The 22,979-nt window shown below is 59.5% G+C and carries 28 protein-coding genes and 2 tRNA genes; 23 read left to right on the top strand and 7 right to left on the bottom strand.

The genetic code is table 11. The features are described 5' to 3' along the window. Position 1 precedes the first annotated feature (1 nt). From WC421_07605 to WC421_07510, 20 genes are all read left to right on the top strand, one after another. A complete protein-coding gene (locus WC421_07605; protein ID MFA5162096.1) occupies positions 2-154 on the top strand; it encodes a hypothetical protein in 153 nt (50 codons plus the stop codon). Between the two features lies 1 nt (position 155). Next, the gene (locus WC421_07600) at positions 156-749 is read left to right on the top strand and encodes a head-tail connector protein (GenBank protein MFA5162095.1); all 594 of its coding nucleotides are present in this window, start codon (positions 156-158) and stop codon (positions 747-749) included. Continuing rightward, positions 746-1,063, top strand: coding sequence for a phage head closure protein (locus WC421_07595; protein MFA5162094.1), 318 nt, complete (start codon positions 746-748; stop codon positions 1,061-1,063). The genes WC421_07600 and WC421_07595 overlap by 4 nt, the downstream gene beginning before the upstream one ends. A gap of 2 nt (positions 1,064-1,065) precedes the next feature. Further along, entirely contained in the window at positions 1,066-1,569 is a 504-nt protein-coding gene (locus WC421_07590) for an HK97-gp10 family putative phage morphogenesis protein (GenBank protein MFA5162093.1), read from the top strand. Next, entirely contained in the window at positions 1,559-1,939 is a 381-nt protein-coding gene (locus WC421_07585) for a DUF3168 domain-containing protein (GenBank protein ID MFA5162092.1), read from the top strand. The genes WC421_07590 and WC421_07585 overlap by 11 nt, the downstream gene beginning before the upstream one ends. 1 nt (position 1,940) lies before the next feature. After that, the gene (locus tag WC421_07580) at positions 1,941-2,363 is read left to right on the top strand and encodes a phage tail tube protein (protein MFA5162091.1); all 423 of its coding nucleotides are present in this window, start codon (positions 1,941-1,943) and stop codon (positions 2,361-2,363) included. A 10-nt stretch (positions 2,364-2,373) separates the two neighbouring features. Then, entirely contained in the window at positions 2,374-2,766 is a 393-nt protein-coding gene (locus WC421_07575; protein ID MFA5162090.1) for a hypothetical protein, read from the top strand. 14 nt (positions 2,767-2,780) lie between these two features. After that, complete coding sequence (locus WC421_07570) at positions 2,781-3,101, top strand: DUF4035 domain-containing protein (GenBank protein MFA5162089.1); 321 nt, start codon at positions 2,781-2,783, stop codon at positions 3,099-3,101. Beyond that, entirely contained in the window at positions 3,046-5,556 is a 2,511-nt protein-coding gene (locus WC421_07565; GenBank protein ID MFA5162088.1) for a phage tail tape measure protein, read from the top strand. Before WC421_07570 ends, WC421_07565 begins: the two co-directional genes overlap by 56 nt. Next, positions 5,553-5,918, top strand: a complete 366-nt coding sequence (locus WC421_07560; protein MFA5162087.1) for a hypothetical protein — start codon at positions 5,553-5,555, stop codon at positions 5,916-5,918. The genes WC421_07565 and WC421_07560 overlap by 4 nt, the downstream gene beginning before the upstream one ends. Positions 5,919-5,920: 2 nt before the next feature. Then, positions 5,921-7,828 (top strand): hypothetical protein, encoded by a 1,908-nt coding sequence (locus tag WC421_07555; protein ID MFA5162086.1) that lies wholly within the window; start codon positions 5,921-5,923, stop codon positions 7,826-7,828. Then, positions 7,828-8,100, top strand: a complete 273-nt coding sequence (locus WC421_07550; protein ID MFA5162085.1) for a hypothetical protein — start codon at positions 7,828-7,830, stop codon at positions 8,098-8,100. Before WC421_07555 ends, WC421_07550 begins: the two co-directional genes overlap by 1 nt. A 1-nt stretch (position 8,101) precedes the next feature. Beyond that, entirely contained in the window at positions 8,102-9,973 is a 1,872-nt protein-coding gene (locus tag WC421_07545) for a LamG-like jellyroll fold domain-containing protein (protein ID MFA5162084.1), read from the top strand. Between the two features lies 1 nt (position 9,974). Next, positions 9,975-10,235, top strand: a complete 261-nt coding sequence (locus WC421_07540) for a hypothetical protein (protein MFA5162083.1) — start codon at positions 9,975-9,977, stop codon at positions 10,233-10,235. Then, complete coding sequence (locus WC421_07535; protein MFA5162082.1) at positions 10,232-10,672, top strand: D-Ala-D-Ala carboxypeptidase family metallohydrolase; 441 nt, start codon at positions 10,232-10,234, stop codon at positions 10,670-10,672. Before WC421_07540 ends, WC421_07535 begins: the two co-directional genes overlap by 4 nt. Before the next feature lie 12 nt (positions 10,673-10,684). Further along, positions 10,685-11,014, top strand: coding sequence for a hypothetical protein (locus WC421_07530; GenBank protein ID MFA5162081.1), 330 nt, complete (start codon positions 10,685-10,687; stop codon positions 11,012-11,014). Positions 11,015-11,175: 161 nt separating this feature from the next. Continuing rightward, positions 11,176-11,433 (top strand): hypothetical protein, encoded by a 258-nt coding sequence (locus WC421_07525; GenBank protein ID MFA5162080.1) that lies wholly within the window; start codon positions 11,176-11,178, stop codon positions 11,431-11,433. Further along, a complete protein-coding gene (locus tag WC421_07520) occupies positions 11,430-11,699 on the top strand; it encodes a hypothetical protein (GenBank protein ID MFA5162079.1) in 270 nt (89 codons plus the stop codon). Before WC421_07525 ends, WC421_07520 begins: the two co-directional genes overlap by 4 nt. A 10-nt stretch (positions 11,700-11,709) precedes the next feature. Further along, complete coding sequence (locus tag WC421_07515; GenBank protein MFA5162078.1) at positions 11,710-12,024, top strand: hypothetical protein; 315 nt, start codon at positions 11,710-11,712, stop codon at positions 12,022-12,024. Between the two features lie 19 nt (positions 12,025-12,043). Further along, positions 12,044-13,621, top strand: a complete 1,578-nt coding sequence (locus WC421_07510; GenBank protein MFA5162077.1) for a recombinase family protein — start codon at positions 12,044-12,046, stop codon at positions 13,619-13,621. Here the strand turns inward: WC421_07510 and WC421_07505 are convergent. Beyond that, a tRNA-Gln gene (locus WC421_07505) sits at positions 13,594-13,667 on the bottom strand. The two genes, WC421_07510 and WC421_07505, sit on opposite strands and share 28 nt — an antisense overlap. A 189-nt stretch (positions 13,668-13,856) precedes the next feature. On the opposite strand from WC421_07505, the gene WC421_07500 reads away from it, so the two are divergent. Further along, a complete protein-coding gene (locus WC421_07500; GenBank protein MFA5162076.1) occupies positions 13,857-15,278 on the top strand; it encodes an oligosaccharide flippase family protein in 1,422 nt (473 codons plus the stop codon). 39 nt (positions 15,279-15,317) lie between these two features. On the opposite strand, the gene hcp is transcribed toward WC421_07500, so the two are convergent. From hcp to WC421_07485, 3 genes are all read right to left on the bottom strand, one after another. Next, on the bottom strand, positions 15,318-16,976 hold the full coding sequence (gene hcp / locus WC421_07495; GenBank protein MFA5162075.1) for a hydroxylamine reductase: 1,659 nt from the start codon (positions 16,974-16,976) through the stop codon (positions 15,318-15,320). Further along, complete coding sequence (locus WC421_07490) at positions 16,973-17,392, bottom strand: Rrf2 family transcriptional regulator (GenBank protein ID MFA5162074.1); 420 nt, start codon at positions 17,390-17,392, stop codon at positions 16,973-16,975. Before WC421_07490 ends, hcp begins: the two co-directional genes overlap by 4 nt. 166 nt (positions 17,393-17,558) lie before the next feature. After that, positions 17,559-17,631: transfer RNA gene (locus WC421_07485), tRNA-His, on the bottom strand. 61 nt (positions 17,632-17,692) lie between these two features. On the opposite strand from WC421_07485, the gene amrB reads away from it, so the two are divergent. Together amrB and WC421_07475 are read left to right on the top strand one after the other, a co-directional pair. Then, complete coding sequence (gene amrB / locus WC421_07480) at positions 17,693-19,129, top strand: AmmeMemoRadiSam system protein B (GenBank protein MFA5162073.1); 1,437 nt, start codon at positions 17,693-17,695, stop codon at positions 19,127-19,129. A 21-nt stretch (positions 19,130-19,150) separates the two neighbouring features. Continuing rightward, positions 19,151-21,280: a M3 family metallopeptidase gene (locus WC421_07475; GenBank protein MFA5162072.1), complete on the top strand. Its 2,130-nt coding sequence runs from the start codon at positions 19,151-19,153 to the stop codon at positions 21,278-21,280. A 123-nt stretch (positions 21,281-21,403) separates the two neighbouring features. Here WC421_07475 and WC421_07470 read toward each other — a convergent pair whose 3' ends face one another. The 3 genes from WC421_07470 to WC421_07460 are packed head-to-tail and all read right to left on the bottom strand — an operon-like array spanning position 21,404 to position 22,952. Beyond that, the gene (locus tag WC421_07470; GenBank protein ID MFA5162071.1) at positions 21,404-21,742 is read right to left on the bottom strand and encodes a DUF192 domain-containing protein; all 339 of its coding nucleotides are present in this window, start codon (positions 21,740-21,742) and stop codon (positions 21,404-21,406) included. After that, complete coding sequence (locus WC421_07465) at positions 21,739-22,272, bottom strand: hypothetical protein (GenBank protein MFA5162070.1); 534 nt, start codon at positions 22,270-22,272, stop codon at positions 21,739-21,741. The genes WC421_07470 and WC421_07465 overlap by 4 nt, the downstream gene beginning before the upstream one ends. Then, on the bottom strand, positions 22,260-22,952 hold the full coding sequence (locus WC421_07460; protein MFA5162069.1) for an HAD-IA family hydrolase: 693 nt from the start codon (positions 22,950-22,952) through the stop codon (positions 22,260-22,262). Before WC421_07460 ends, WC421_07465 begins: the two co-directional genes overlap by 13 nt. Between the last annotated feature and the right edge of the window lie 27 nt (positions 22,953-22,979).

Raw genomic sequence — 22,979 nt, 5'->3', positions numbered from 1 at the left:
CATGGAAACGAAACTCTACCGGGTGAAGAAGCCGTTCGGCGGCTATGCGGAGGGGGCTGTGATACAGCTTTCCGACGCCGACGCGGAGCGGCACAAGGAATACCTCGAGCCGTTCAAGCGCGACAGGAAGGCGGACGCGCCGGGAACGAAGTGATATGGGGCTGTCGCTGATAGCCGCGCCGGCGGCTGAGCCGGTGACGCTTGCCGAGCAGAAATCGCATTCGCGGGTTGATTATGCCGATGACGACGCGCTGATTGCTGGGTTTATCAAGGCCGCCCGCGAATGCGTTGAAATGCTCACGAACCGCAAGCTCATCACGCAGCGCTGGCGCGTCTATTGGGACGGCCTGCCCGCGGACGGCGTGATAATCGCGCCGTTCGCGCCGGTTACGGCGGTTGAGTTCGTCCGGTTCTGGGACGCAAACGGCGTCGGGACGGTGTTGAACGCGGCGGTTTATTACGCCGATGTGCTGTGCGAACCGGCGCGGGTGTTGCCAAAAGACAACTGGCAAACCCCGTCGGCGGGGTTCCGGCGGGCGAACGGGATAGAGGTCGACTTCGGCTGCGGTTACGGCGCGGCTGGCGCGAATGTGCCGGAGCCGCTGCGCCAGGCAATCAGGCTGCTGGCGGCGCACTGGTACGAGAACCGCATCGCCGTCAGCGACGCAGCCAATGTGCGCTTCGAGGAGTTGCCGATGGGCGTGCAGTACCTGCTCGCGCCGTATCGGTTATGGGGGCGCGCATTATGAACCCCGGCAAGCTGAACAGGCGGGTAACCTTGCAGCGGCAGACCATAACCCGCGATGCCGTCGGGCAAGCGAAACCGGTGTGGGCGGATGTGGCGACGGTATGGGCGGCGGTGCTACCTTTGCGCGGGCGGGAGTATTTTGAATCCGCCCGTGTGAACAGCGAAATCACGGTGCGCGTCGTCATTCGGTATCGCGCGGATGTGAAGCCGAGTTGGCGCGTGGTATCCGGCGGAAATGGTTATGACATCGTGGAAATAATCAACCCCGCCGACGGGAAACAGGAATTGCAGCTTATGTGTAAGCGGGTGGCGTAATTATGGGCGACATAACCGTAATCCAACTGGACGGCATACCGGAGCTTGAGCTGGCGTTGAAAAACATACGCGGGCCGGAGCTGCGGCGCGCCACCGTGCGCGCCGTCAAGAAAGGCGCGGAAGTCATCCGCGCGCAGGCGGCGGCGAACGCGCCGTATGACCCCGGCGTCAACAACCTGTTCACCAAAGGCAAGCCGGAGACCGCCGAACATATCAAGGACAACATCGGCGTAACCATCAGCACTGACCCGCTGAAAGGCGAAGTCCGCGCCCGAATTGGCCTGCACTGGACGGTGTGGTACGGACGTCTCGTCGAGTTCGGCCACGCGCTGGCTGTGCGGTCGCATAAATCCGGCAACCGATGGTTCTACAAGGTTGTGGGCCGCGTCGAGGCGAAACCGTTCATGCGCCCGGCGTTTGACGCGAAAAAAGAGGAGGCGATTCAGGCCTGCGACGCGGAATACCGCCGATTGGTGGCGAAATACGGAGGCCAAAGTGACCGCTGAACAGGCGTTGTTTGAATTGTTGTCGCATGACGCCGCCGTGTCGGCGATTGTCGGCGACAGGGTCTATCCAGTCCGGCTGCCCGACGAGGTTATGCTGCCTGCGATGGTTTACATGAAAGTGTCGTGCATCAGATATGCCTCGCATGGCGGGCCGTCAAAGCTGGCATCGTCGCGGTTCCAACTGGACTGTTACTCGGTGGATTACCTTGAGGCAAAGCGGCTGGCGTTGGCGGCGGTGTCGGCGTTACACGGCAAGAAAGGCGGCGATATTCAGGCCGCGTTCAACGAAAACGAAACGGACGGGTTCAGCGCGGACGACGGCGTATTTCGCGTCACGGCTGACGTCCTGATATGGCACAAGGAGGATTGATATGAGCGAAGCGATAAGCGGTTTCGGCACGAAACTGAAAATGGGCGATGGCGCGTCGCCGGAGGTGTTTAGCGACATAGCCGCCGTGTCAAAAGTGGGCGGGCCGGGCGTCTCGCTGGACACGATAGATGTGACGGCGGATGATTCACCGGGCGGCTACAAAGAGTATGCCGCCGGGCTGCTGGACGCGGGCGAGATAAAACTGGAGCTGAACTTCCTGCCCGCCAACGCGAGCCAGACGGGACTGCTGACCGCGCTGACAAGCCGCGCGGCAAAAAACTTCAAGCTGGTGTTTCCTGACACGGCGAACACGACGTGGAGTTTTTCGGCTTTCGTCACGAACTTCGAGCCGGACGCGCCGGTAGACGGCAAGCTGGCGGCAAGCGTGACGCTGAAAATAACAGGCCAGCCGACGCTGGCGTAACGGAGGATATATGTTGCTCAACAAAGACCAAATCAAGACCGTCTCGGACATCGAGACGCTGGACGTGGAAGTCCCCGAATGGGGCGGGACAGTCCGGCTGAAAAGCCTCACCGGCGCGGAGCGCGACAGGTTTGAGGCTGGCGTCGTGCAAGGACAAGGCAAGAGCGCGACGGTGAACATGCAGAACCTGCGCGCAAAGCTGGTGGCGCAGTCGGTTATCGGCGAGGACGGCAAGCCGCTGTTCACGGAAGCGGACGCGAACTGGCTCGGCGAGAAGTCCGCAAAGGCGTTGAACCGGCTGTTCAATGCGGTTCAACAGTTGTCCGGCTTGAGCGAAAGCGACGTCAAGGAGCTTGCCGGAAATTTCACCGCCGCCCGGAGCGAAAGTTCTATTTCCGGTTAGCGCTCGCTCTGGGCATGACGGTGGGCGAGCTGTTGGGCCGCATCAGCTCGCGCGAACTGACCGAATGGCAGGCGTATTACGGCATCGAGCCGTTCGGCGAGGAACGGGCGGATTTGCGGGCGGGCATAATAGCGGCGACGGGCGCGAATGTGTTTCGCGGCAAGGGAATAAAGCCGTACAAACCGCAGGACTTCATGCCGAAGTTCGGCGGTGAAACGCAAGACTGGCGGCAGATGTTGGCGAAAGTGCGGATAATAAACGCGGCATTAGGCGGAAAATATGGCGACAATCGGCAACCTGATAGTGAACCTGACGGCGCGGACAGCCAGCTTTGAGGAAGGCCTCGCCAAAGCTGAAAAGACGCTCGCCCGCACGGGGCGCAGGTTTACCGCGCTCGGCAAGGAAATCACTTACGGGTTGTCGCTGCCGTTCGCCGGGGCCGCGCTATCCGCTGTAAAATTCGCCACACAGTTCGACGACAGTCTGGACAAAATCGTCGCGATTATCGGCGTGAGCCGCGAACAGGTGGATTCATGGCGCGGCGACCTTATGACGCTTGCGACACAAACCGGCAGAGGCCCGAAGGAACTGGCCGACGCGCTGTATTTTGTCGCGCAGTCCGGGTTACGCGGCGCGGATGCGCTGGAGGCGGTGAAAGCGTCGGCGATGGCGTCGGCGGCGGGGATGGGCGACACCAAAACCGTCGCCGACGCGGTAACTTCCGCCCTGAACGCCTACGGTCCCGCGAATTTGAGCGCAGCAACGGCGGCGGGCATGCTGGTCGCCACAGTCCGCAACGGAAAAATGCAACTGGACGAGCTTGCGCCGGTTATCGGGAAGCTGCTGCCAGTGTCGGCGCAACTGGGCGTGTCGTTCGGCGAGGTATCCGGCGCGGTGGCGGCGATGTCGCGGCTCGGCATGGGCGCGAGGCAGACGGTGGCCGCGCTTCGCGGTGTGTTCCTGACTTTGCTGAAACCGACGCAGCAAATGCGCGACGGGCTTGCGCTTGTCGGACTTTCGGCGGAGGGGTTGCGCTCGGAACTGCGGGAACGCGGTTTGCTGGCGGTCTTGCAGACGCTGAAAGCGTGCTTCGGCGACAACGAAATCGCGCTGGCAAACGTGTTCCCCGAAGCGGAGGGTTTTGTCGGACTTCTGAACCTCATCGGCAAGAACGGCGAGGTCGCGCGGGCGGTCATCGCCGATGTGGCGAAAGCGACGGGGCAAGACCTGAAAACCGCGTTCAACATCGCCGACAAAGACGCGAGCCAACAGTTCGCCAAAGCGTTGGCGACATTGCAGGTCGCGTTAATCCAACTCGGCGACATCGCTTTGCCGACGGTCGTAAAGCTGACGCAAATGCTGACCTCGGCGGCGCAAAAAGCGGCGGCGTTTATTGGCGGACTGGACGCTGGTACGCGCAACTGGCTGATAACGGTGTCCATGATTATCGCGGCTTTAGGCCCCGCCATCTGGGGATTGGGACTGTTCGTGTCGGCGGTGAGTGGGTTTGCGCCGGTGTTGGGCTGGATTGTCGCGGCGTTCAAGTTGATTGTCACGGCAATCGGGGCATTGTCTGGGCCGGTTGGCATTATCGCGGTCGCATTGATTGCTGTCGGACTGATTGTCATAGACAAATGGTCGTCCATCGTCAAAACATGGGACAGCCTGATGCTGACATTCCGCGAAGTATGCCGGGGTTACATGGACGATGTTCTGGTCATCGCGGACTTCTTCGTCCGGTTTTTCAGCGATAAATTCCAAGCCCTGAAGGACTATTTCAAGAACTGGGTGCGGGATTTTATGACGGTGGCCGAGTATCTGCGCATGGACGGCGCGGTCGCGGCTATCAGGCAATTCGTGGACGATACCGCCGGAGCGTTGGGCAACTCGCAAATCAGCCAATCACTTAAAGGTGTGGCGAACGATGTAAAGAAATGGGGCAGCATAATCGGCGAAACTGCGTTGAACACCGGCAAGGATATCGCCGAAAGCGTGGCGAACGGTTACGGCAAAGCGCAGGATTTTGTCGGTGGCAAACTGGCGGCGGTGAAAAGCGTGTTTTCCGGCGGCATTTCCGCGCCTACGCTGAACATGCCCGCCGCGCCTCAAATCCCGAATATCGGGGCGGATGCGGCGCAAGACGCCTCGGCGTTCAGCGTCGCGTGGACGAGCGCGCTACGCGAGACAGCCGCCGCCGGGGTTAACTGGAAAACCGAGATGACCGGCGCGATGAGCAGCTTTGAAAGCTCGTTTGCGGGAGGGTTCTGGAAGGCGTTGGACACCGCGCGCGGCGTGTTCGGCGCGATTAAAAATCTGGCCGACAACCTTTTTCAGGCGATACTGAAAGCGTTTGAGGAGCTTATCGCAAAACTTGCCGCCAAGATGGCGCTGTACGGGATACTGAACCTGTTCACCGGCGGCGCGTTCGGCGGGCTGACCGGCGGGCTGGGCAAGTTTCTGGGGTTTGCCGAGGGCGGGTTGGTCCCCGGCATGAAAGGCCAGCCGGTTGCGGCCATCGTCCACGGCGGCGAGTATGTATTGAGCCTGCGCGAGATGGCAGCGATGGGTTCGGTCAGCACCGGCGGCGCGCTCGCGGCTGTCGGCGGAGGCGGCGTCAATATTTCGCTCAACGCGCCCATAACAATCAACGGCGGCATGGGTTCGCAAACTGATGTGCGCGCGGTGTGCGAGCAAATCACGACCGCTATAAAGCAGGGCGTTTCGTGGGGCGTCGAGAACGCCAAAGCCGCCTACAAAATCGGCGCGAAACACGACGGGGAGGCAATGTGAACGCGATAAAAGTCTACGACCCCGCGCATTTGGATGTGGAATTGCTCACGCTTCACGCGCAGTCCACGTTCAAGCGCAAGGACGCCGCGAAATGCGGCAACATCCGCATGTCCGACGGCAGCCTCGTCGCGTGGAAGGAATGGCAGAAGGTTGAAGGCACACTGTCGCTTCGCAATGTCACGCAAGCCGACCGGGATACGCTTTTGTCGGCGATTGCAACCTATGATTTCCTGACTTTCGCATTTTTCGCCGATTACGACCCGACGCAGATTTACGAGTTCCTCATAGCCGAGCCGCCGACTGAAACCTTTGACCGGAAAACATGCCGTTACGAGATAGAGCTATCGCTCAAGGAACGTTGATTATGAAAACGATTGCTCCTGAATCGCTGGACGCGTTCAACTCGCCGAAGCCGAAGTATTTCAAGCGAGTATTACTTTACCGCCGGAGCTGGACCGGCGCGGCATTTGTCTACGACGACGCCATTGACCTCACGCCGGATGTCGCGGAGGTCGGCAAAATCCAAATCAAGCTGGACACCGAGGAATACAACAAATGGACCTACGGCAATTGCGCCGTAACCGTCCGAAACGACCGTGGACAGTGGCTTGAGGGCAATCCGGACGGCTATTTCCCTGACGGGTATTATGTGTTCAACTCCAAAATCGCGCTGATAGCAGGCGTGGTCCGGTCCGACGGCACACCGGACCCGCAGTATATTTACACGGGTTATCTTACAGACGACAACACCGAATACCCCGAACAGAAAACCATGCAACTGAATTTGCTTGGCCGGATGTCGGTGTTCGCCCAGTTCAGCGCGGCGCTCGTCGGCACTGCGGTAACCAACGAACTGATTGGCTCCAATTCGGGACTGGATTTCAGCACGGGGCATAACGCGGCGGGAATAATCGCGGAGGTTCGCAAAGGTTTGACCTCCGCCGGGCCGGAAAACGCGACCGTTCTCATGGCAGACAAAGATTATTCGGTCGCCAACCTCAACGAGCATGATGCGCCTGCGGCTATCACGGTTAAAATCGCGCTGAACGCCGGTCAAAGCCTGTGGTGCAGCTACACCTACTGGCGCTTGGACAAGAAAATTGAATGGATTGTCGCGCAAATCTGCGCGCTGTGCGGCGTTGACGGCGCGGACATCAGCCCGGCGTTGTTCGCAAATTCCGTAGAGACCACATTTTCGCAATTGGACGAGGCGGGTTTTTCGTCTGGCGAGTATTCAAACACGTTGTGGGATTCTTATGACATGGGGATACGGCTTTACTGGAATACTTCCGGCCATTACCCGTCGCTGACCGGCTCGTACACCAGCCCCGTCATAGACGGCACCGCCGATTTGGCGAACTGGGGGAAGCTGACGGCTTCGCATTTTGAGCTTGGCACCGCCGTGTCCGCATTCTATTACCGCGATTCCGCCGACGGGGCGAACTGGAACGGCTGGACGGCGATTGCGCCCGGCTCTGTCATTCCGTCGTTGCTGCGGTATATCCAGCTGCGCTGGGTGGTAACTGTAACCAACGACTACGCATGGCAGAACTACGCGTTGCTGAAAGGTTGGCAGGTGGACTATTACACCTCGGCTGTCACAATCCCTGTCGTCAACATGACCGGGCTGACCTGCGAAGACGCGCTGGCCGCGCTGGCGCGGATGTGCAGCTATGAAATCGGCTTCACCGGCGATGACGGCTTCGTTTTCCGACCGCGCGCCGATTCAATGTCGCCGGTTTACACGCTGGACAATTCAAACGTGGCCGCGCTGGAGAGCGTCGCAAGCGGCGCGGCGCGGGTTTACAACCGGGTCAATGTGACATTCGGCGGCTATAACATCGTCGTTGATTCCAAAACGCAAAGCGAGCCGAGGCCGGACAACATAGACCAGATGGGCGTCCGGGAGTACGCGATATCAAGCGGCAACTTCCTGCCTGCGGCGAATGTTGATTTGGCCCGCGCCATCGCGCCGACGGTGTATGACTATGTCAAAGGCCAGCGGCGGCGCGCGCTGGCAAGGACGCGGTTTTTCCTGCACCTTGAGCTGGGCGACAAGGTCTTGCTGAAAATCATCCCGCGCGATTTCATAACGGCGTGGAAATGGGGCGACGGCGCGGTGCGCTATGGCCAAACGAACCGGGTGGTCTATTACAACGAAAGCTGGCTGGCCGTGCGGCTGCCGTTCTATAACGCGAATTTCCGTGTAGAGGGCATCGAGCTTGACGTGGAGAACTGGGCCACCGCATTCAATCTGACGGAGGCGCTCTGATGGCGTTACCGCACAACATAAAAAACGGCGACATTCCGGACGCGGATATCCTGATGGCGAATTTCAACTATCTGGACATCGGCGGCATCGCGTTCAAGGCGGGGACGTATGAGGAACTGAAGGGTTACGCCGCCGAGAATCCGGCGAAGTGTTTTGACTGCTGGGCGGCGGATTTGAAGCAAAGGATGTTTTACTGCGGCGACACGGCGCAGGGCGACGGCGGGTTTATCGTCCTCGGCGGCGCGGCAACTTCAACAGAGGAGGTGGGCTGATATGTGGAAATGGATAGTGTGGCTGATGGTATTGCTTGCGCCCCCGGCGCAGGCGCAGTATTACGGCGTAACCGTGTCCACGCCGACGGGCAAAGCGACGATGACGCTCGTCGGGCAGGAACTTCTGTACCCGTCCGTGGGCGGCGCGACGTCAATCATACTGCAAGGCAATGGCGGGCGGATAACCGCAAACGGCATCACGCTCAAGTCTTCGGCGACGGTGCAGGGGCCGCTGTCGGCGCAAAGCGGCGCGTTCACGGGCGCGGTAAACGCGGGCAGCGTGTCGGCGACTTACGGCATAGCGGCGGCGACGGGCGCGTTTTCAGGCGCGGTGAACGCCGCCGTCGTCAATGTCGCCACCAACACAGGCGCGGGTATCATAAACACCTACAACGGCGACGTCGCCATCGGCGGCGATTTGAACATAGCATACAGCCCCAACACGGCGGTCATGGCTCACATGGACGGCGCGGAGGGCGCGACGGCTATCCCCGATTCGGTCTCGCCCGCAACATTCACTATCGTCAACGCGGCATACCTGACGCAGGCCAACAAAAAGTTCGGCTCCGCGTCGCTTTATATGACGCATTGGAACGACGGCGCGCATATATCGTCCATGCCGCAAATCAGCTCGCAGACATTCACGATAGACTTTTGGGTCTACACCGTTGGTTGCCCGGCATGGCAGGCCGCGCGCGCGTTCCTCGTGCTGAACCCGGACTGGACGACGACCGGCGGCGGATTGGACATGTATAACGCGGCGATAACGAACGCGCTGGCGGTGTCGCATGTGAACTACAACGGCAACGATTTCCTGATGGTGTCCGGCCCCGGCTGCATGGGCATCGCGTCTTATATCGTCTGGGGACCGTATAACGGCGGCTGGCATCATGTCGCGCTGGTGCGGGCGACTTACGCGGGCGGAATCAACCTGTATGTTGACGGGGTGTCAAAACTGGTCAATATCTGCACGGGCGCAAACATAGACGTGTCCAACGGCGCGTATATCGGCGCAAAGCAGACCCGCGCGACGGATACCGCCACGACCGCCAGCGCGGTCTATATGGACGAGCTGCGCATAGATGTCGGCGCGGCGCGGTGGACATCGAACTTCTCGCCGCCGAACGCGGCATATTATCAGGGCGCGGACTTGGGCCGGCTCATCATCGGCAGCCCCGCCGTCCCCAACGCGCGGTTGCATATCAACAACACCGGCGCAGGCCGGGCGGTGCAGGTGGACGCGTCAAACGGCGACATCGCGCTAAACGCCGGAAACGGGGTATTGATAGGCAACAGCCAGTACGCCCCCGCCGCCGCGCTGGACATACGCCCCGCCGGGACATTCCCGTACTTGCTTGTCGTTTCAACTGATACGGCAGGAACCTCGCCCGCCATGTCAGTATCCACCGCCGGACGGGTGGCGTTTTCAAACACCATCACCGAAGCCTACGGAATCGCCGCCGCGACGGGTGCGTTTTCAGGCGCGGTAACCGCCGCCAGCTTTGCCGGAGCGGGCGGCGCGCTAACCAGCCTGAACGCCGCCAACCTCGCCAGCGGCACAATCCCCGACGCAAGATTAAGCGCGAATGTGCCGCTATTAAGCGCCAGCCAGGCATTCACCGGCGTAAACACGTTCACGAAAACCATCACGGAAACCTACGGCATCAGCGCGTCAACGATAGCCATCACCGGAACCGGGGTGTTCGGCGGCGCGACATTCTACGGCGCAAAAACGCATATCCAGCTGCAGGGGTTGGCCTGCGCCGCATTGCCGTGCATGGCCATAGCGACGGATGCGCCGTATGAGGTGTTCCTTGCGACAGGAACAGCCGCCGGTCAATGGCAAGGCCAAACCGGCGGAGGAGGGCCGTGATATGAGCAAACTCGACGAAATACTTGAACGATTGGCCCGCATAGAGGCCAAACAGGACGCGCATCTTGCCGGTTACGCGCAGGACAAGGCCGCCAACGATGGGCGAGTATCGCGGCTGGAGCATACGGTCAACGGCAACGGCCAAATCGGCCTCGCCGAGGAACTGAGGGCCATGAAAACCAAGATTTCATGGCTCGTCGGCGGCATAACGCTGGCGGTGAACGCCATATTCCAACTGGGGCTTAAATGGAGCGGCAAATGAACGACTTCAAACTGACGGAACATTTCACATTCTTTGAACTTACGCGCACCGGCAAGCCGGGGTTCCGGGAGCTTAACCGCCGAAAGGCGATGCCCTATGTCGCCGAGCTTACCGGCCTGTGCCGCCTCATCCTTGAGCCGGTGCGGACGCATTACGGCAAGCCGGTCATAGCGCATTCCGGCTTTAGGTGTTACGAGCTTAACAAGGCCATCGGCGGCAGCGCGTCAAGCCAGCATACGCTGGGACAAGCGGCGGATTTTGAGGTGAAAGGCGTGAGCATAGACGACGCGTTCAACTGGCTGTGGAAAGAATCCGGCATCCCGTTCGGACAGCTTATTGACGAACGGCGCGGCGGCTCACGGTGGATTCACGCCAGCACCGGCGGCAAGCGCGAGGTGTTGGCGTTCAAAGACGGCAAATACACGAAACTGGCGTAAACAGGAGACACCATGGACTACGAAGCGAAGGCAAAAGAGTTACTGGACGGGCTGGGCGAACTGAAGGGCAAAATCAAGGCCGTGAAAAGCCTCAAGGATGCGGCGGAGGCTATCCCGGATGTCGTGAAGCTGGTCGAAGCCGTCGGTCAGGACGAAGGCCTCAAAGGCGCGGATAAGAAGGCGTTAGCCGTCGCCGTCCTCAACGCGCTGATAGACATCCCGTTCCTGCCGGAGAGCATAGAAGGAATGCTCATCGGCTGGGCGATAGACGCGGTGGTGGCCGCGCTCAACAAGCTGGTCGGCAAAGACTGGCTGGGCAAAATCCTGCCCGCGAGCGCGTGAACGCAAAGCCCGCCCGGTTTATGGGGCCGGGCGGGCCAGAAAATAAAGGGTTTCCGGGATGAAGTCAAGGGCTGTTTCCCTGACGGTAAAGGGCTTCCGGAAAGGACTGGATTAATCGCCGAAGTCATTGTATGTTCATGATGACAGCTAACGGAGGCCGTATGAAAACGATGGATTCTGAGACGGTAAATAAAGCGAGGTTTTACGTGACGGCGGTATCAACGGCGCTGGCGGGGACGAGGTTCCGCAGCACGATACGCCGCACAATCGGCAAGTTCAACACGGCAGCAGAAGCGCAGGCATTTGCCGGGGCGCAAGCCCGCCGCCCCGAAGTCCGCAACGGCAAAAGCCGCATCCGGTTTGTAATCCGGCACGACGGCAAAACACTCGCGCGGATAAAAGTACAGGAGGCGATATGACCGGCAAAACGCTGAAGTCGCGGTATCTGAGCCTCAAGCAGGACGGCTCGGAGATGTACGTGGAAGACGTCGCCCTGACCGGCAAGACCGAGGACTACATCCCCGCCGCGCTTGAAAAGCTGGCGATAGTCCGCAAAACCCTGCCGAAGGCGAAATGGAGCATCACCATAGAGGAGCAATTCACCGACGGCAGTTGGCGGAGCAACAAACGCTATTACACCGTCCGCGACGCCGAAACCGGCGCAATCAAAAACGCGGAATTTTAACGGAGACGCTATGAAAATCCGAGTGTCCGTAGACGTGGAAATCAAAATGGGCCAAGGCCCGGAAACCGGCATAAGCCTCGTCGGCTACATGCCCGACGGCACGACATACAGAGACCTTGTCCGAGTATTCGGCAAGCCCCGCCCGTTCGCATTCCCAAGCGGCAAGAGCAATATTGAATGGGTCGGCAAAATCAACGGGCTGGAATTCAGCATCTACGACTATAAATGCCCAGTCCCGCCGGAAAAGAACATGGACTGGCACATCGGCGGCAAAAGCGAATTGACTGCAAAGCTGCTGTCCGCATATTTCAGGGCGGTGAAATAGCCGAGGAGCGGGTATTGTTATGAAAGCGGCGTTATACGCAAGAGTATCTTCGCAAGGCCAGGCGGACAAGGACCTCTCAATCCCCGCCCAGTTGAAGGCATTGCGCGAATATGCGCTCAAAAAAGGCGGCAGCATCATTGCTGAATTTATAGACGAGGCCGAATCCGCGCGCTCTGCCGACCGCCCCAAGTTTCAGGAGATGATTTACGCCGCTAAACAGAAAATCTGTCCCTTTGACACCATTTTGGTCTGGAAATTCTCCCGTTTCGCACGAAACCGCGAAGACTCAATCCTTTACAAGAAGCTGCTTCGCAAGCATGGTGTGGACGTCGTTTCCATCAATGAACCGATAGATGATACGCCGTCCGGCCACCTGATGGAAGCCATGCTGGAAGCGGTTGACGAATTTTACTCGCTCAATCTTTCAAGCGATACGATACGCGGCATGCGCGAGAACGCCGCACGCGGCTTCTGCAACGGCGGAGCCGCCCCTTACGGCTACAAACGCCTCAAGGTCATGGTCAATGGAAACGAGAAGGCCAAACTGGACATAGAACCGGCGGAGGCATCCGTTGTGCGCAGGATGTTTGAAATGGCTATAAAAGGCTTGGGCACCAAGGAAATCACCAAAGTTTTGAATAGCGAAGGCGCAAAAACGCGGGCCGGGTTCCCGTGGAGCAAGACCGTCATCCATTATATGCTGACCAATGAAACCTATACCGGCGCGGTGATATTCAACCGTTACGCCAAGCACGAGGAAGTCCGCCGCAAAAAGCCGGAGGACAAGCTGATTCGCGTGGAAAACGCGCATCCGGCGATTGTGGACAAGGAAACTTTTAACAAGGTGGTGGCACTTATGAAATCACGGGCTCCGCAAATTATGCATCCGCGCGAAGCTGGCAGCGATTACCTCCTGTCCGGGATGGTTTATTGCGGCAAATGCGGCGCGAAGCTAATCGGCAGCGCGGCGAAATCCAGCAAATTTTTCTACTACGCCTGCCAGAATTACCTCAAACGCGGCAAATCCGTGTGTGATTGCGGCTTTGTGCCGCGCAAGAAACTGGAGGACGCGGTAATAGCCAAAATACGCGAACGGGTTGTAACCAAAGAAAATCTTGGCAAGCTGGTGCAGGATATAAACGAGGAGTTGCTGGCCTCAAAAGGCGGACTGCGCGACCGTATAGCCGAAAAGGACCTGCAGATAGTGGATGCCAATAAGCGCCTGCAGAAGCTTTATAACGCGCTGGAAACGGGCCATGTGAAGGTCGAGGACTTGGCCCCGCGCATAAAACAACTCCGGGAGCAGCTAAAGGCCTTGGAGGGCATGAAAGCCGCGCTGAACGCGGAATACGCCAAGGAAACGATAAACGTGTCGGACAAGGAGCTTAAGGACTACTCGGACGAACTTTGCGGCTTTTTGGAGAAATCCAGCATAACCGAGACGAAATCGTTCCTCAGCAACTGGGTACAGCGCATTGAACTGGACACGCCGGGCGGAGGCCACATAAAATACAAACTGCCCTTAGCGCCGAACGCTAAAAGGGCAGAAGTTCTATCTTTGCAAATACATGGCTCCGGGACTAGGATTCGAACCTAGACAAAGCGGTTCAGAGCCGCTTGTGCTACCGTTACACCATCCCGGAATTCGGGCGCGAACCGCCGCCCAACATTCACATTATACCCAAAATCGCAACCGGTGGCGAGTGCCGTTAAATGCGCGCCGCTCAAGGCGAACTGCAAGGCGCCTGCGAATCAAGCTGCCGGAATTACCCTGTCTCAATACTGTGGCCGCGCATGGACGGGAAACGGCCCAAATCTATTATAATGAAAAAATGCGTATAAGGGACTTGGGAAAGGAATCGGCCATATACGGCCTTTCCACCGTGCTGGCGCGGCTGCTGAATTTTTTCCTGCTGCCCGTCTACACCCGCGCCTTCGCGCCGGAGCAGCACGGCGTGGTGGCGGCGGTTTATTCCTATGTGGCCTTTCTGGGCGTCATATTCCAGTTCGGGATGGACCAGGCGTACATGCGCCTGTCCGTCAACCGCGAAAACGACGAGAAAACGGTATTTTCCACCGCGTTTTGGCCGGTGATAGCGGCCTCGGCGGCGCTGGCCGCGCTGCTGTGCGTGCTGCGCGGGCCCGCCGCGGTTATAGGTGGAATTGGCGGGCGGTATTCCGAGCTGGTGGCCTATGCCGCCATAGTGCTGGCCATGGACGCGGCGATGTGCGTGCCTTTCGCCAAGCTGCGCATGGAACACAGAGCGCTGCGCTACGCCTCCATACGCGCGGCCAACATAGCGGTGAACCTGGCGGCAACCGTGATACTGCTGCTCAAGCTGAAAACCGGGCCGGAAGGCGCGCTGATGGCGTCTGTGGCGGCGTCTGCGGCGTCGCTTGTGCTGCTGACGCCGGTCATCACGCAATCGCTGCGGTGGCGGTTCTCAAAAGAGGTTTTCCGGGAAATGCTGGCTTTTTCCTGGCCGCTGGTGCCGGCGGGGCTGGCGGCTATGGCCGTGCAGGTCATAGACAGGCCGATACTGCTTTTCCTCACCAACCAGTCCACCGTGGGCATTTATCAGGCGGGCTACAGGCTGGGGATATTCATGATGCTGGTTGTAAGCATGTTTGACCAGGCCTGGCGGCCGTTTTTTCTGGAACATGCCGGCAAGCCGGGCGCGCCGGAGGTATTCGCGCGGGTGTTCAATTATTTCGCGGCCTTCGGGGCTTTTGTGGTGCTGGCGCTGTCGTTTTTTATAGGCGACATCGTGCGGCTGGATATCGGCGGCTGGCATTTGATAGACCCGCGCTACTGGGGCGGGCTGCCGGTAGTGCCGGTGGTGCTGGCGGGGTATTTGTTTTACGGGTTCTATGTAAATTTCCTCGCCGGGCCGGTCATCGCCAAGAAAACCAAGATAATCGCCTGGACCACGGCGGTCGGCGCGTTGTCCAATATCGCGGCCAATCTGCTGCTGATACCGAAATTTTCTTTCATGGGCGCGGCCTGGGCGACGTTTATCAGCTATGCGCTGATGGCGGCTGTGATGCTGGCCTTCTCGCGCAAACTTTACCCGGTGCCTTATGATTTTTCGCGCGCGGGGCAGGCGCTGATGTGCGCCGGCGCGCTGTGGCTGGCGCAGTATGCCGCCGCCGGGGTTTTCTGCGACATGCCTGCCAGGATACTGATTTCCAAGGCGGTCCTCGCCGCGCTGTTGCCGATACTGCTCTGGATGAACGGGTATTTCAAAAAATAACGCGGCGGGCAAATACATTTGCCCGCCGCGCCGTAAGTGTTACCGCTTTATCGCGCCCAGCATTTCCGCCAGGTCGTTATCCGGCGTGGAGACGGGTTTTATTGCGAAATTCTCCACCAGTATATTCAGCACATTCGGGGATACGAAGGCCGGCAGCGACGGCCCCAGCCTGATGTTTTTGATCCCCAGCGAGAATAGCGTCAGCAGTATGCACACCGCCTTCTGCTCGTACCAGGAAAGCACCAGCGACAGCGGCAGCTCGTTTACTGAACAGTTGAACGCCTTCGCCAGCGCGGAGGCTATCACTATCGCCGTGTATGCGTCATTGCACTGTCCGCAGTCCAGCAGCCGGGGCAGCCCCTCAAGCTCGCCGAATTCCAACGTGTTGAAACGGAATTTGCCGCAGGCCAGCGTCAGTATCAGGCAGTCCTTGGGAATTTTCTGCGCGAACTCGGTGTAATAATTGCGGCCCGGTTTCGCGCCGTCGCAGCCGCCTATCAGGAAGAAATGGCGGATTTTGCCGGCCTTGACCAGTTTGACCACCGTCTCCGCCGCGCCCAGCAGGGTGTTGCGCCCGAAGCCGACAGTGATTTCTTTACCGGCGGCGTCCTCGCTGAACCCTCCGGCGGCAACCGCTTTTCTTATCACCGGGGAGAAGTCTTTTGCGCCGTCTTCGCCCGCGCCGATATGCTCCACCCCCGGCCACTGCACAAGTCCCGTCGTGAAAATGCGGTCCATGTAGCTTTTGGCGGGACGCTGTATGCAGTTGGTTGTCATCAGTATCGCGCCGGGGAAGGCGTCAAACTCCTTGTACTGATTTTGCCACGCCGTGCCGTAATGGCCGTAGAAATGCGGGAAGGCCTTCAGCTTAGGATAGGCGTGGGCCGGCAGCATTTCGCCATGCGTGTAGACGGTGATTCCTTTATCCTTGGTCTGCTCCAGCAACTGATAAAGGTCGCGCAAGTCATGCCCAGACACCAGTATCGCCGGTCCCTTTTTATGGCCCAGCGGCACTTTGACCGGAGCCGGATGGCCGTAGGCGCCGGTGTTGGCGTCGTCCAGCAATTCCAGGCATTTGAGATTGACCTGGCCGAAACGCATGATAAGGGCCACATAATCCTGCGCGGAGAGCGAATTGTCCGTCAGCGCGGCAAGCCCTTCATGGAAGAATGCGTTGACCTCATCGCTGCTTTTGCCCAGAACAGCCGCATGGTCGGCGTAGGCGGCCATTCCCTTGAGGCCGTAAAGCAGAATTTCGCGCAGTGAGCGTATGTCCTCGTTTGCGCTGTCCGCGGGCAGCGCGGCCTGGCCGGACTGCTTCAGCAGCTCTGCGACGGTTTGCGCCGGAATTATTTCCGCCGCCGCCGGAATTGTGCCGGTAAAAGGCCTTGCCGCCATGACCTTGCCGCGCAGCCGCTCGCGCGCGGCGGCGGCTTTCCCGATAAGCGGCGCGATAGTCTCCGGCGCGAAGTTTACGTTTGTAACGGTGGTGAACAGGCCTTCCATAACCAGCCTGTCGGCCTGTTCGTCCGCGATTCCCAGCTTGCGCGCCTGATGGCCCCAGAAGCCAAGCCCTTTAAGCGCGTAAACCAGCATGTCCTGCATGGCGGCGGTTTCCGCCGTTTTGCCGCATACGCCCTGATTAAGGCAGTTTTTGCCGCCCTGTGTCTGTTCGCACTGTCTGCAGTACATCGTCATGATTTTCTCCTTTGTATCCTCAGCAAATCAGCGACAGTCAGTCCCGCCAGCTTCCGCGCCGCGTAGGATTCTATATCCGCTATTTCCCGCCTCAGGACGCAGGTTCCGCCGTTGCGGCAAAGCCTGCGCCGGAATATGCAGCGCGAAAGCGAAACCGGCCCCTGAAAAATCTCCATCACCGAGGCTATGGATATGGTTTCCGGCTTGCGGGCCAGCCGGACGCCGCCGTTTCTGCCCTCGCGCGCTTCTATAAGGCCCGCGCGCAAAAGCCCGCCCAGAATGCGCCGCAGGAAAGACAGCGGTATGCGCTGCACGCGCGAAATTTCGGACGAGGATACATGCTTCCCCTCCCCCGCCCCGGCCAGCACGGCCAGCGCGCGCACGGCATAATCGGTTTCCCTGCTTAGCAGCGCCATACTAAGACTATTTTAGTATTAGTTTACGCCGCTGTCAAGCCCCCCTCATGTTTCGTCGCGCCCGCATGGAATTTCCGCCGCCGGATTTAGCTGTCTGACGGAGTCTGCCAGCGCAAAGCGGCAGGGCAAGGTTATGTTTTTTTTGGGGGGCAAGCGGTTTAGTACGGGTGGCTGACGGGACTCGAACCCGCAGCCTCCTGGGCCACAGCCAGGCGCTCTAACCGTTGAGCTACAACCACCGTGAATATATTCTAGAATTTAACCGGCTTTCGGGCAAATCGTTTTTTGTTTGGAGGGGTTATGAAATCCATGACAAGGCCGCCCGCCGCAGCGGGGAGTTTCTACCCTGCGCGCCCGCGCGAGCTTGAGGCCGCGGTGAAATCCTTTATCTCCGGCGGAGAGGATTCCCCCGGCGTGAAGGCGATACTGTCCCCCCACGCGGGCTATGTCTATTCCGGCGCGGCGGCGGGCGCGGCATGGGCTGCGGTGAAAAATCTGGATTTTGAAACGGCAGTCATCCTGGGAACCGGGCATCGCGCCGATATACGCGGCGCCGCGCTGTGGGGCGAGGGCGCCTTTGAAACTCCGCTGGGGCGTGTGGAAATTGACGGCGGGCTGCATCGCCGGCTGGCGGAACTGTCTCCCTTGTTTGAGGTTCTGCCCAAAGCGCATGACGGCGAGCATTCCATAGAGGTTCAGCTTCCCTTCCTGCAATGCCTGGGCGGGAAAGCGCGTAAAATGCTGCCGCTGCTGCTTAATACCGGCGACGGCGAAATTCTTGAAAAACTGGGCCGCGCGCTGGCCGCCGCGCTGAAAGGCAGCAAGGCGCTGCTGGTGATTTCGGCGGACCTGTCGCATTATCCTCCGGCGGAGGTTGCGCGGCTGGCGGATAATTCGCTGATGTTTTCGCTGGGGGTTGCCGCGCGGGGTGCGGGGCCAGAGTATTTCGGGCTTGCGGCGCGGCTGCTTATGGAAAAGCGGCTTGAGGGCTATGACACCGCCTGTTGCGGCGAGGCCGCCGCGCGCGCCGGCGCGCGCGCCGCCATGGAGCTTGGCGCTGGCGATTTCCGGCTGCTGCGCTATGACAACTCCGGCGACGTTAAAGGCGCGGACGCGCAAAGCACTGTAGGCTACGGCGCGGGGGTGTTCTGCGCGGCGGACGGGGGCGCGGAACTTTTCCCGCTTTCGGAGGCGGAACGCAAAGACCTGCTTGCCCTTGCCCGGCAGAGCATAGCCCGCGCTTTTGACAAAACAATACCCCCCCCGCCGGAACTCTCCGCGCATCCGGCCTTCAATGCGCCGGCGGCGGCTTTTGTGACGCTGCACAAGCGCGGCGAACTGCGCGGCTGCATAGGCAGCCTTGAGGCCCGCCAGACGCTGGCGGATTGCGTGGCGCAAATGGCAAAGCAAAGCGCGTTTTCGGACCCGCGGTTTCCGGGCCTGTCCCGCGACGAATTGGCTGCCGTGGATATTGAAATATCGGTGCTCTCGCCGATGAAGCGCGTCAAAAGCGCGGAAGAAATAATCCCCGGCAAACACGGCGTGCTTATCCGCAAAGGCGCGCGCGGCGGGACTTATCTGCCGCAGGTGTGGGAGCATTTCCGCTCGCGGGAGGAGTTTATGAATTCCCTCTGCGGTGAGAAGGCGGGCCTTGCTCCCGGCGCCTGGAAGGATTCGGGCGCGGAACTCTATGTCTACACCGCAGCGGTGATGGCGGAGCAATCTTTGGTAAAATAGGCAGTATACGGAGGCAAAATTATGAGATACCTGTTTACGTCGCTGTTTGCGGCCTGCGCGTTGTCGGCTAATGCGCAGACGCCGCCGGAGAACCCGTTCTTCCGGCCAAGCCCGCTGCCGTATCATCTGCCGCCGTTTGACAGGATAAAGAACTCCGATTTCAGGCCCGCTTTTGAGCGCGGCATGGCCGAACAGCTTGCCGAGGCGGATGCCATTGCCCGCAGCGGCGAGGCTCCGGCGTTTGACAATACCATACTCGCGCTGGAGCGTTCAGGCGCGTTGCTTGCGCGGGTGTCAAAGGCGTTTTTCAACCTCAACGCCTCCAATACCGACGATGAAATGCAGAAAATAGAGGAGGAGGTGTCGCCCCGGCTGGCCGCGCATCAGGACGCTATCAGCCTCAACCCGGCATTGTTCGCGCGCATTGACGAGCTTTATACGCGGCGGGACAAATTGGGACTGGACCCCGAATCGGCGCAGTTGCTGGAGCGGTATTACAGGCAATTCGTGCGCGCCGGCGCCAAACTCCCCGAATCCGGCAAGGCGGAACTGAAGGAGATAAACAAAAAACTCTCCTTGTTTAGCACCAAATTCGGCCAGAATTTGCTTAAAGCGGCCAAAAGCAATGCCGTGGTTGTTGACAATATCGCGGAGCTGGACGGCTTCTCCGAACAGCAGAAAGGCGCGGCGGCGGAGGCCGCCAAAGAGCGCGGCCTTGCCGGAAAATGGGTTATCGCGCTGCAAAACACCACCGTGCAGCCCGCGCTGGAGCAGCTTAAAAACCGCGCGCTGCGCGAGCGGATTTACCGCGCCTCCGTCTCCCGCGCGGACGGCGGCGATACCGACAATACGGCGCTGGTTTCCCTGATAGCCGCGCTGCGCGCGCGGCAGGCCGCGCTGCTGGGCTACCCCGATTACGCCAGCTATTCGCTGGAGGATGAAAGCGCCAAAACCCCGCGCGCCGTCAACGAAATGCTGGCAATGCTGGCCCGCGCCTCGCTTGCCAAGGCCAAAGGCGAGGCGGCGGACATACAAAGTCTTATTGACCGGCAGGCCAAAGACGCAGGGGAAAAGCCTTTTGCCGTTCAGCCCTGGGACTGGGCGTTTTACGCCCAGCAGGCGCGCAAGGCCCGCTACGATTTCACCGAAGAAGAGATAAAGCCCTACTTTGAGTTGGACCGCGTGCTGCGGGACGGCGTGTTTTTCGCCGCGCATGAACTCTACGGGCTTTCGTTTAAGGAGCGCGCGGACCTGCCGGTTTACCGCCCGGAGGTGCGCGTCTTTGAGGTCTTTGATGCGGACGGCTCAACCATAGGCCTTTTCCTGCGCGACGATTTCCAGCGCGAAAACAAAAGGGGCGGCGCGTGGATGGAAAATCTGGTGGACCAGTCCGGCCTGCTGGACCGGAAGCCGGTGGTTATAAATAACCTCAATATCCCCAAGCCTCCAGCGGGCCAGCCGGCGCTTATGACCTTTGACGAAGTGGTAACCATGTTCCACGAATTCGGCCATGCGCTGCACGGGCTGTTGTCCAATGTGAAATATCCGCTGCTTTCCGGCACGGTTGTGCCGCCGGATTTCGTGGAGTATCCGTCCCAATTCAACGAAACCTGGACCCGCGACACCCGTGTGCTGGCAAATTTCGCAAAAGATTACCGCACCGGCCAGCCCATGCCGAAGGCCCTGCTGGACAAGCTGCTGTCTTCGCTGACCTGCGGACAGGGCTATGATACCGCCGAATACGTGGCTGCGGCGATTGTTGACCAGGCCTGGCATCAGATACCCGCCTCGCAGGTTCCGCCGGCTTCCGGCGTTTTGGATTTCGAGCGCGCCGCCCTTGAAAAAGCCGGCATGGATTACGGTCCCGTGCCGCCGCGCTATCACACGCAGTATTTCGCGCATGCTTTCAGCGGCGGGTATCAGGCGGCCTATTATGCCTATATCTGGAGCGAGGTGCTGGCGCGCGACACCGGCAAATGGTTCTATTCGCATGGCGGCATAAGCCGCGCCAACGGGGATTTGTTCCGCGCCGGAATTCTTTCGCGCGGGCGCACGGCGGAGCCAGACGAGCTTTTCAGGAAGTTCTACGGCGGCCCTCCGGAGACGCAGCCGCTGCTTGAATACCGCGGCCTGGTCTTGTCCGGGCGATAAATCGCTGTTGTGCCGCGATTGGCGGTGGGAATATGGGCGGCGCAATGCCATTGCCATATGCCGCCACGCCCCCGCCGCCAAGCGCGGGGAACAGACTATGAGGGAATGCTGCGGTTGTTTGTATTATTGCACCGACAAAATGTCGCCCGTATCGGCTTTGCCGGCCAGCGCGCCCGCCGGGAATTCGTAAGTGCCGCGCGCTTCGTTTATCCAGGGGGAAATCCGCCAGGGTTTGAGATTCTCGGCGATGTGCAGTATTTTCCCCCCCTCGTCCACAAAAGCCGCGTCTATGGCAAAACGCATGAAAAAGGTGTGTATCTGATTGCAGGGCGACAGGTAAAGCGCGCTGCCCTCCGGCAGGGCCCTGCGGCCCATGAGGCCGACAAGCCTTTTGAAAAAAGTGCCGGCGGTTTCCACGTTTTCCGCCAGCGCGCAGCCGCGCGTTGTGTTTATTAATTTCATTTGACGCCTGCCTTTCCCGGCGCGGTTTCCCCGGCGGCTTTCATGCCCGCCTGTATCACCAGTTCGCGCACCCGCTTGCGCAGCGCGCCGGATTTGAATTTGAAACTCGCGGGCGAGAGCATTTTATAGGCTGTGCCGCTTTTGCCCCGCGTTTTGAGCAGGCCGAAGGTTGCCGCAAGCTCGCCGTCAAAGGCGATGTCTACGTTTGCTATCCGCGACGGCGATGCCAGCTTTCTGGCGGAGAGGACTTTGACGTCTATGTCCGTCTTTCCTGCCTGCTGGGCGGCGTTTGCCGCCATCAATTTGCCGTACAGGTTTTTATTCATAATTCTGATGTTGGCGAATGTCCGCCCGTCCCGCGAATTGTCCAGCGCAAGCGCAACCGCCCCGCCGAAGGCGTCCGTGGAAAACCGGACGCCGGTTATCTCTATACCGCCGGAAAGCTGTATAAATCCGCCCGCCCTGTCCGCTGCGGTTATTTCCAGCGCGCGGGCGCAGCCGCAGGCCAGCAGCAGCGTCAGCAGTTGCATGGCGTGTTCAGCTTGCGCACTATGTCAACAAGCTCGTAGACATCGTCAATTTCGTAATCCGCGCCTGAGCGGACATTGTCAAACTGGTTGCCGTATCTGGCCCAGACGGTTTTCATGCCCAGCTTTTTGGCGCCGGCGATGTCGCGCTCGGCCCAGTCGCCTATCATCAGGCTTTTTTCGGGCGCAACTTTCAGAAAATCCAGCGCGCGCATGAACGGCTTGGGGGAGGGTTTTCGCTCGCCCGTGTCGTCGTAGGTTACCACATGGTCAAAATAGTGCTGCAGCCCCAGCGTGGTTATGCGCAGCCACACCGGCAGCCGCGGCGCGTCGGAAACCACGCCCAGCCGCACGCCCATTTTTATAAGCTCCGTCATTGTGATGCCGACATGCGGGTATAAGGTGGTTGCGGCGTCTTTTGCACGGCGGTAGCCTACAATGCCGGCGGAAAGGATTTTATAGTCAACCTGGCCCATTTCCCCGGACAGCACCTTGTCAAAAATATTCTGGTCCTCAATTCCTTCGCGCCAGTAGACGCTGAAAATTTTATCCACCAGCGCGGCTTTGGGGGTTTTCAGGCCGGAGTCTATCATCGCGTCGGCGGCGGCGTCCACAGCCGCGCGCTTCATGCGCATGAAATCCATCACCGTGTTGTCTATGTCGAAAATTACGGCTTCAATCATAATGCGGGCCTCGACTTTCCGGGCCGC

The sequence above is a fragment of the Elusimicrobiales bacterium genome, assembly GCA_041651175.1.
Classification (GTDB): domain Bacteria; phylum Elusimicrobiota; class Elusimicrobia; order Elusimicrobiales; family Elusimicrobiaceae; genus JAQTYB01.
This window is presented reverse-complemented; position numbering and strand designations above follow the sequence as displayed.

Coding starts and splice junctions, on each gene's coding strand:
- WC421_07605 (MFA5162096.1), top strand. CDS start 2: ATGGAAACGAAACTCTACCGGGTGAAGAAGCCGTTCGGCGGCTATGCG.
- WC421_07600 (MFA5162095.1), top strand. CDS start 156: ATGGGGCTGTCGCTGATAGCCGCGCCGGCGGCTGAGCCGGTGACGCTT.
- WC421_07595 (MFA5162094.1), top strand. CDS start 746: ATGAACCCCGGCAAGCTGAACAGGCGGGTAACCTTGCAGCGGCAGACC.
- WC421_07590 (MFA5162093.1), top strand. CDS start 1,066: ATGGGCGACATAACCGTAATCCAACTGGACGGCATACCGGAGCTTGAG.
- WC421_07580 (MFA5162091.1), top strand. CDS start 1,941: ATGAGCGAAGCGATAAGCGGTTTCGGCACGAAACTGAAAATGGGCGAT.
- WC421_07575 (MFA5162090.1), top strand. CDS start 2,374: ATGTTGCTCAACAAAGACCAAATCAAGACCGTCTCGGACATCGAGACG.
- WC421_07570 (MFA5162089.1), top strand. CDS start 2,781: ATGACGGTGGGCGAGCTGTTGGGCCGCATCAGCTCGCGCGAACTGACC.
- WC421_07565 (MFA5162088.1), top strand. CDS start 3,046: ATGGCGACAATCGGCAACCTGATAGTGAACCTGACGGCGCGGACAGCC.
- WC421_07555 (MFA5162086.1), top strand. CDS start 5,921: ATGAAAACGATTGCTCCTGAATCGCTGGACGCGTTCAACTCGCCGAAG.
- WC421_07550 (MFA5162085.1), top strand. CDS start 7,828: ATGGCGTTACCGCACAACATAAAAAACGGCGACATTCCGGACGCGGAT.
- WC421_07545 (MFA5162084.1), top strand. CDS start 8,102: ATGTGGAAATGGATAGTGTGGCTGATGGTATTGCTTGCGCCCCCGGCG.
- WC421_07540 (MFA5162083.1), top strand. CDS start 9,975: ATGAGCAAACTCGACGAAATACTTGAACGATTGGCCCGCATAGAGGCC.
- WC421_07535 (MFA5162082.1), top strand. CDS start 10,232: ATGAACGACTTCAAACTGACGGAACATTTCACATTCTTTGAACTTACG.
- WC421_07530 (MFA5162081.1), top strand. CDS start 10,685: ATGGACTACGAAGCGAAGGCAAAAGAGTTACTGGACGGGCTGGGCGAA.
- WC421_07525 (MFA5162080.1), top strand. CDS start 11,176: ATGAAAACGATGGATTCTGAGACGGTAAATAAAGCGAGGTTTTACGTG.
- WC421_07520 (MFA5162079.1), top strand. CDS start 11,430: ATGACCGGCAAAACGCTGAAGTCGCGGTATCTGAGCCTCAAGCAGGAC.
- WC421_07515 (MFA5162078.1), top strand. CDS start 11,710: ATGAAAATCCGAGTGTCCGTAGACGTGGAAATCAAAATGGGCCAAGGC.
- WC421_07510 (MFA5162077.1), top strand. CDS start 12,044: ATGAAAGCGGCGTTATACGCAAGAGTATCTTCGCAAGGCCAGGCGGAC.
- WC421_07500 (MFA5162076.1), top strand. CDS start 13,857: ATGCGTATAAGGGACTTGGGAAAGGAATCGGCCATATACGGCCTTTCC.
- hcp (MFA5162075.1), bottom strand. CDS start 16,976: ATGACGATGTACTGCAGACAGTGCGAACAGACACAGGGCGGCAAAAAC.
- WC421_07490 (MFA5162074.1), bottom strand. CDS start 17,392: ATGGCGCTGCTAAGCAGGGAAACCGATTATGCCGTGCGCGCGCTGGCC.
- amrB (MFA5162073.1), top strand. CDS start 17,693: ATGAAATCCATGACAAGGCCGCCCGCCGCAGCGGGGAGTTTCTACCCT.
- WC421_07475 (MFA5162072.1), top strand. CDS start 19,151: ATGAGATACCTGTTTACGTCGCTGTTTGCGGCCTGCGCGTTGTCGGCT.
- WC421_07470 (MFA5162071.1), bottom strand. CDS start 21,742: ATGAAATTAATAAACACAACGCGCGGCTGCGCGCTGGCGGAAAACGTG.
- WC421_07465 (MFA5162070.1), bottom strand. CDS start 22,272: ATGCAACTGCTGACGCTGCTGCTGGCCTGCGGCTGCGCCCGCGCGCTG.
- WC421_07460 (MFA5162069.1), bottom strand. CDS start 22,952: ATGATTGAAGCCGTAATTTTCGACATAGACAACACGGTGATGGATTTC.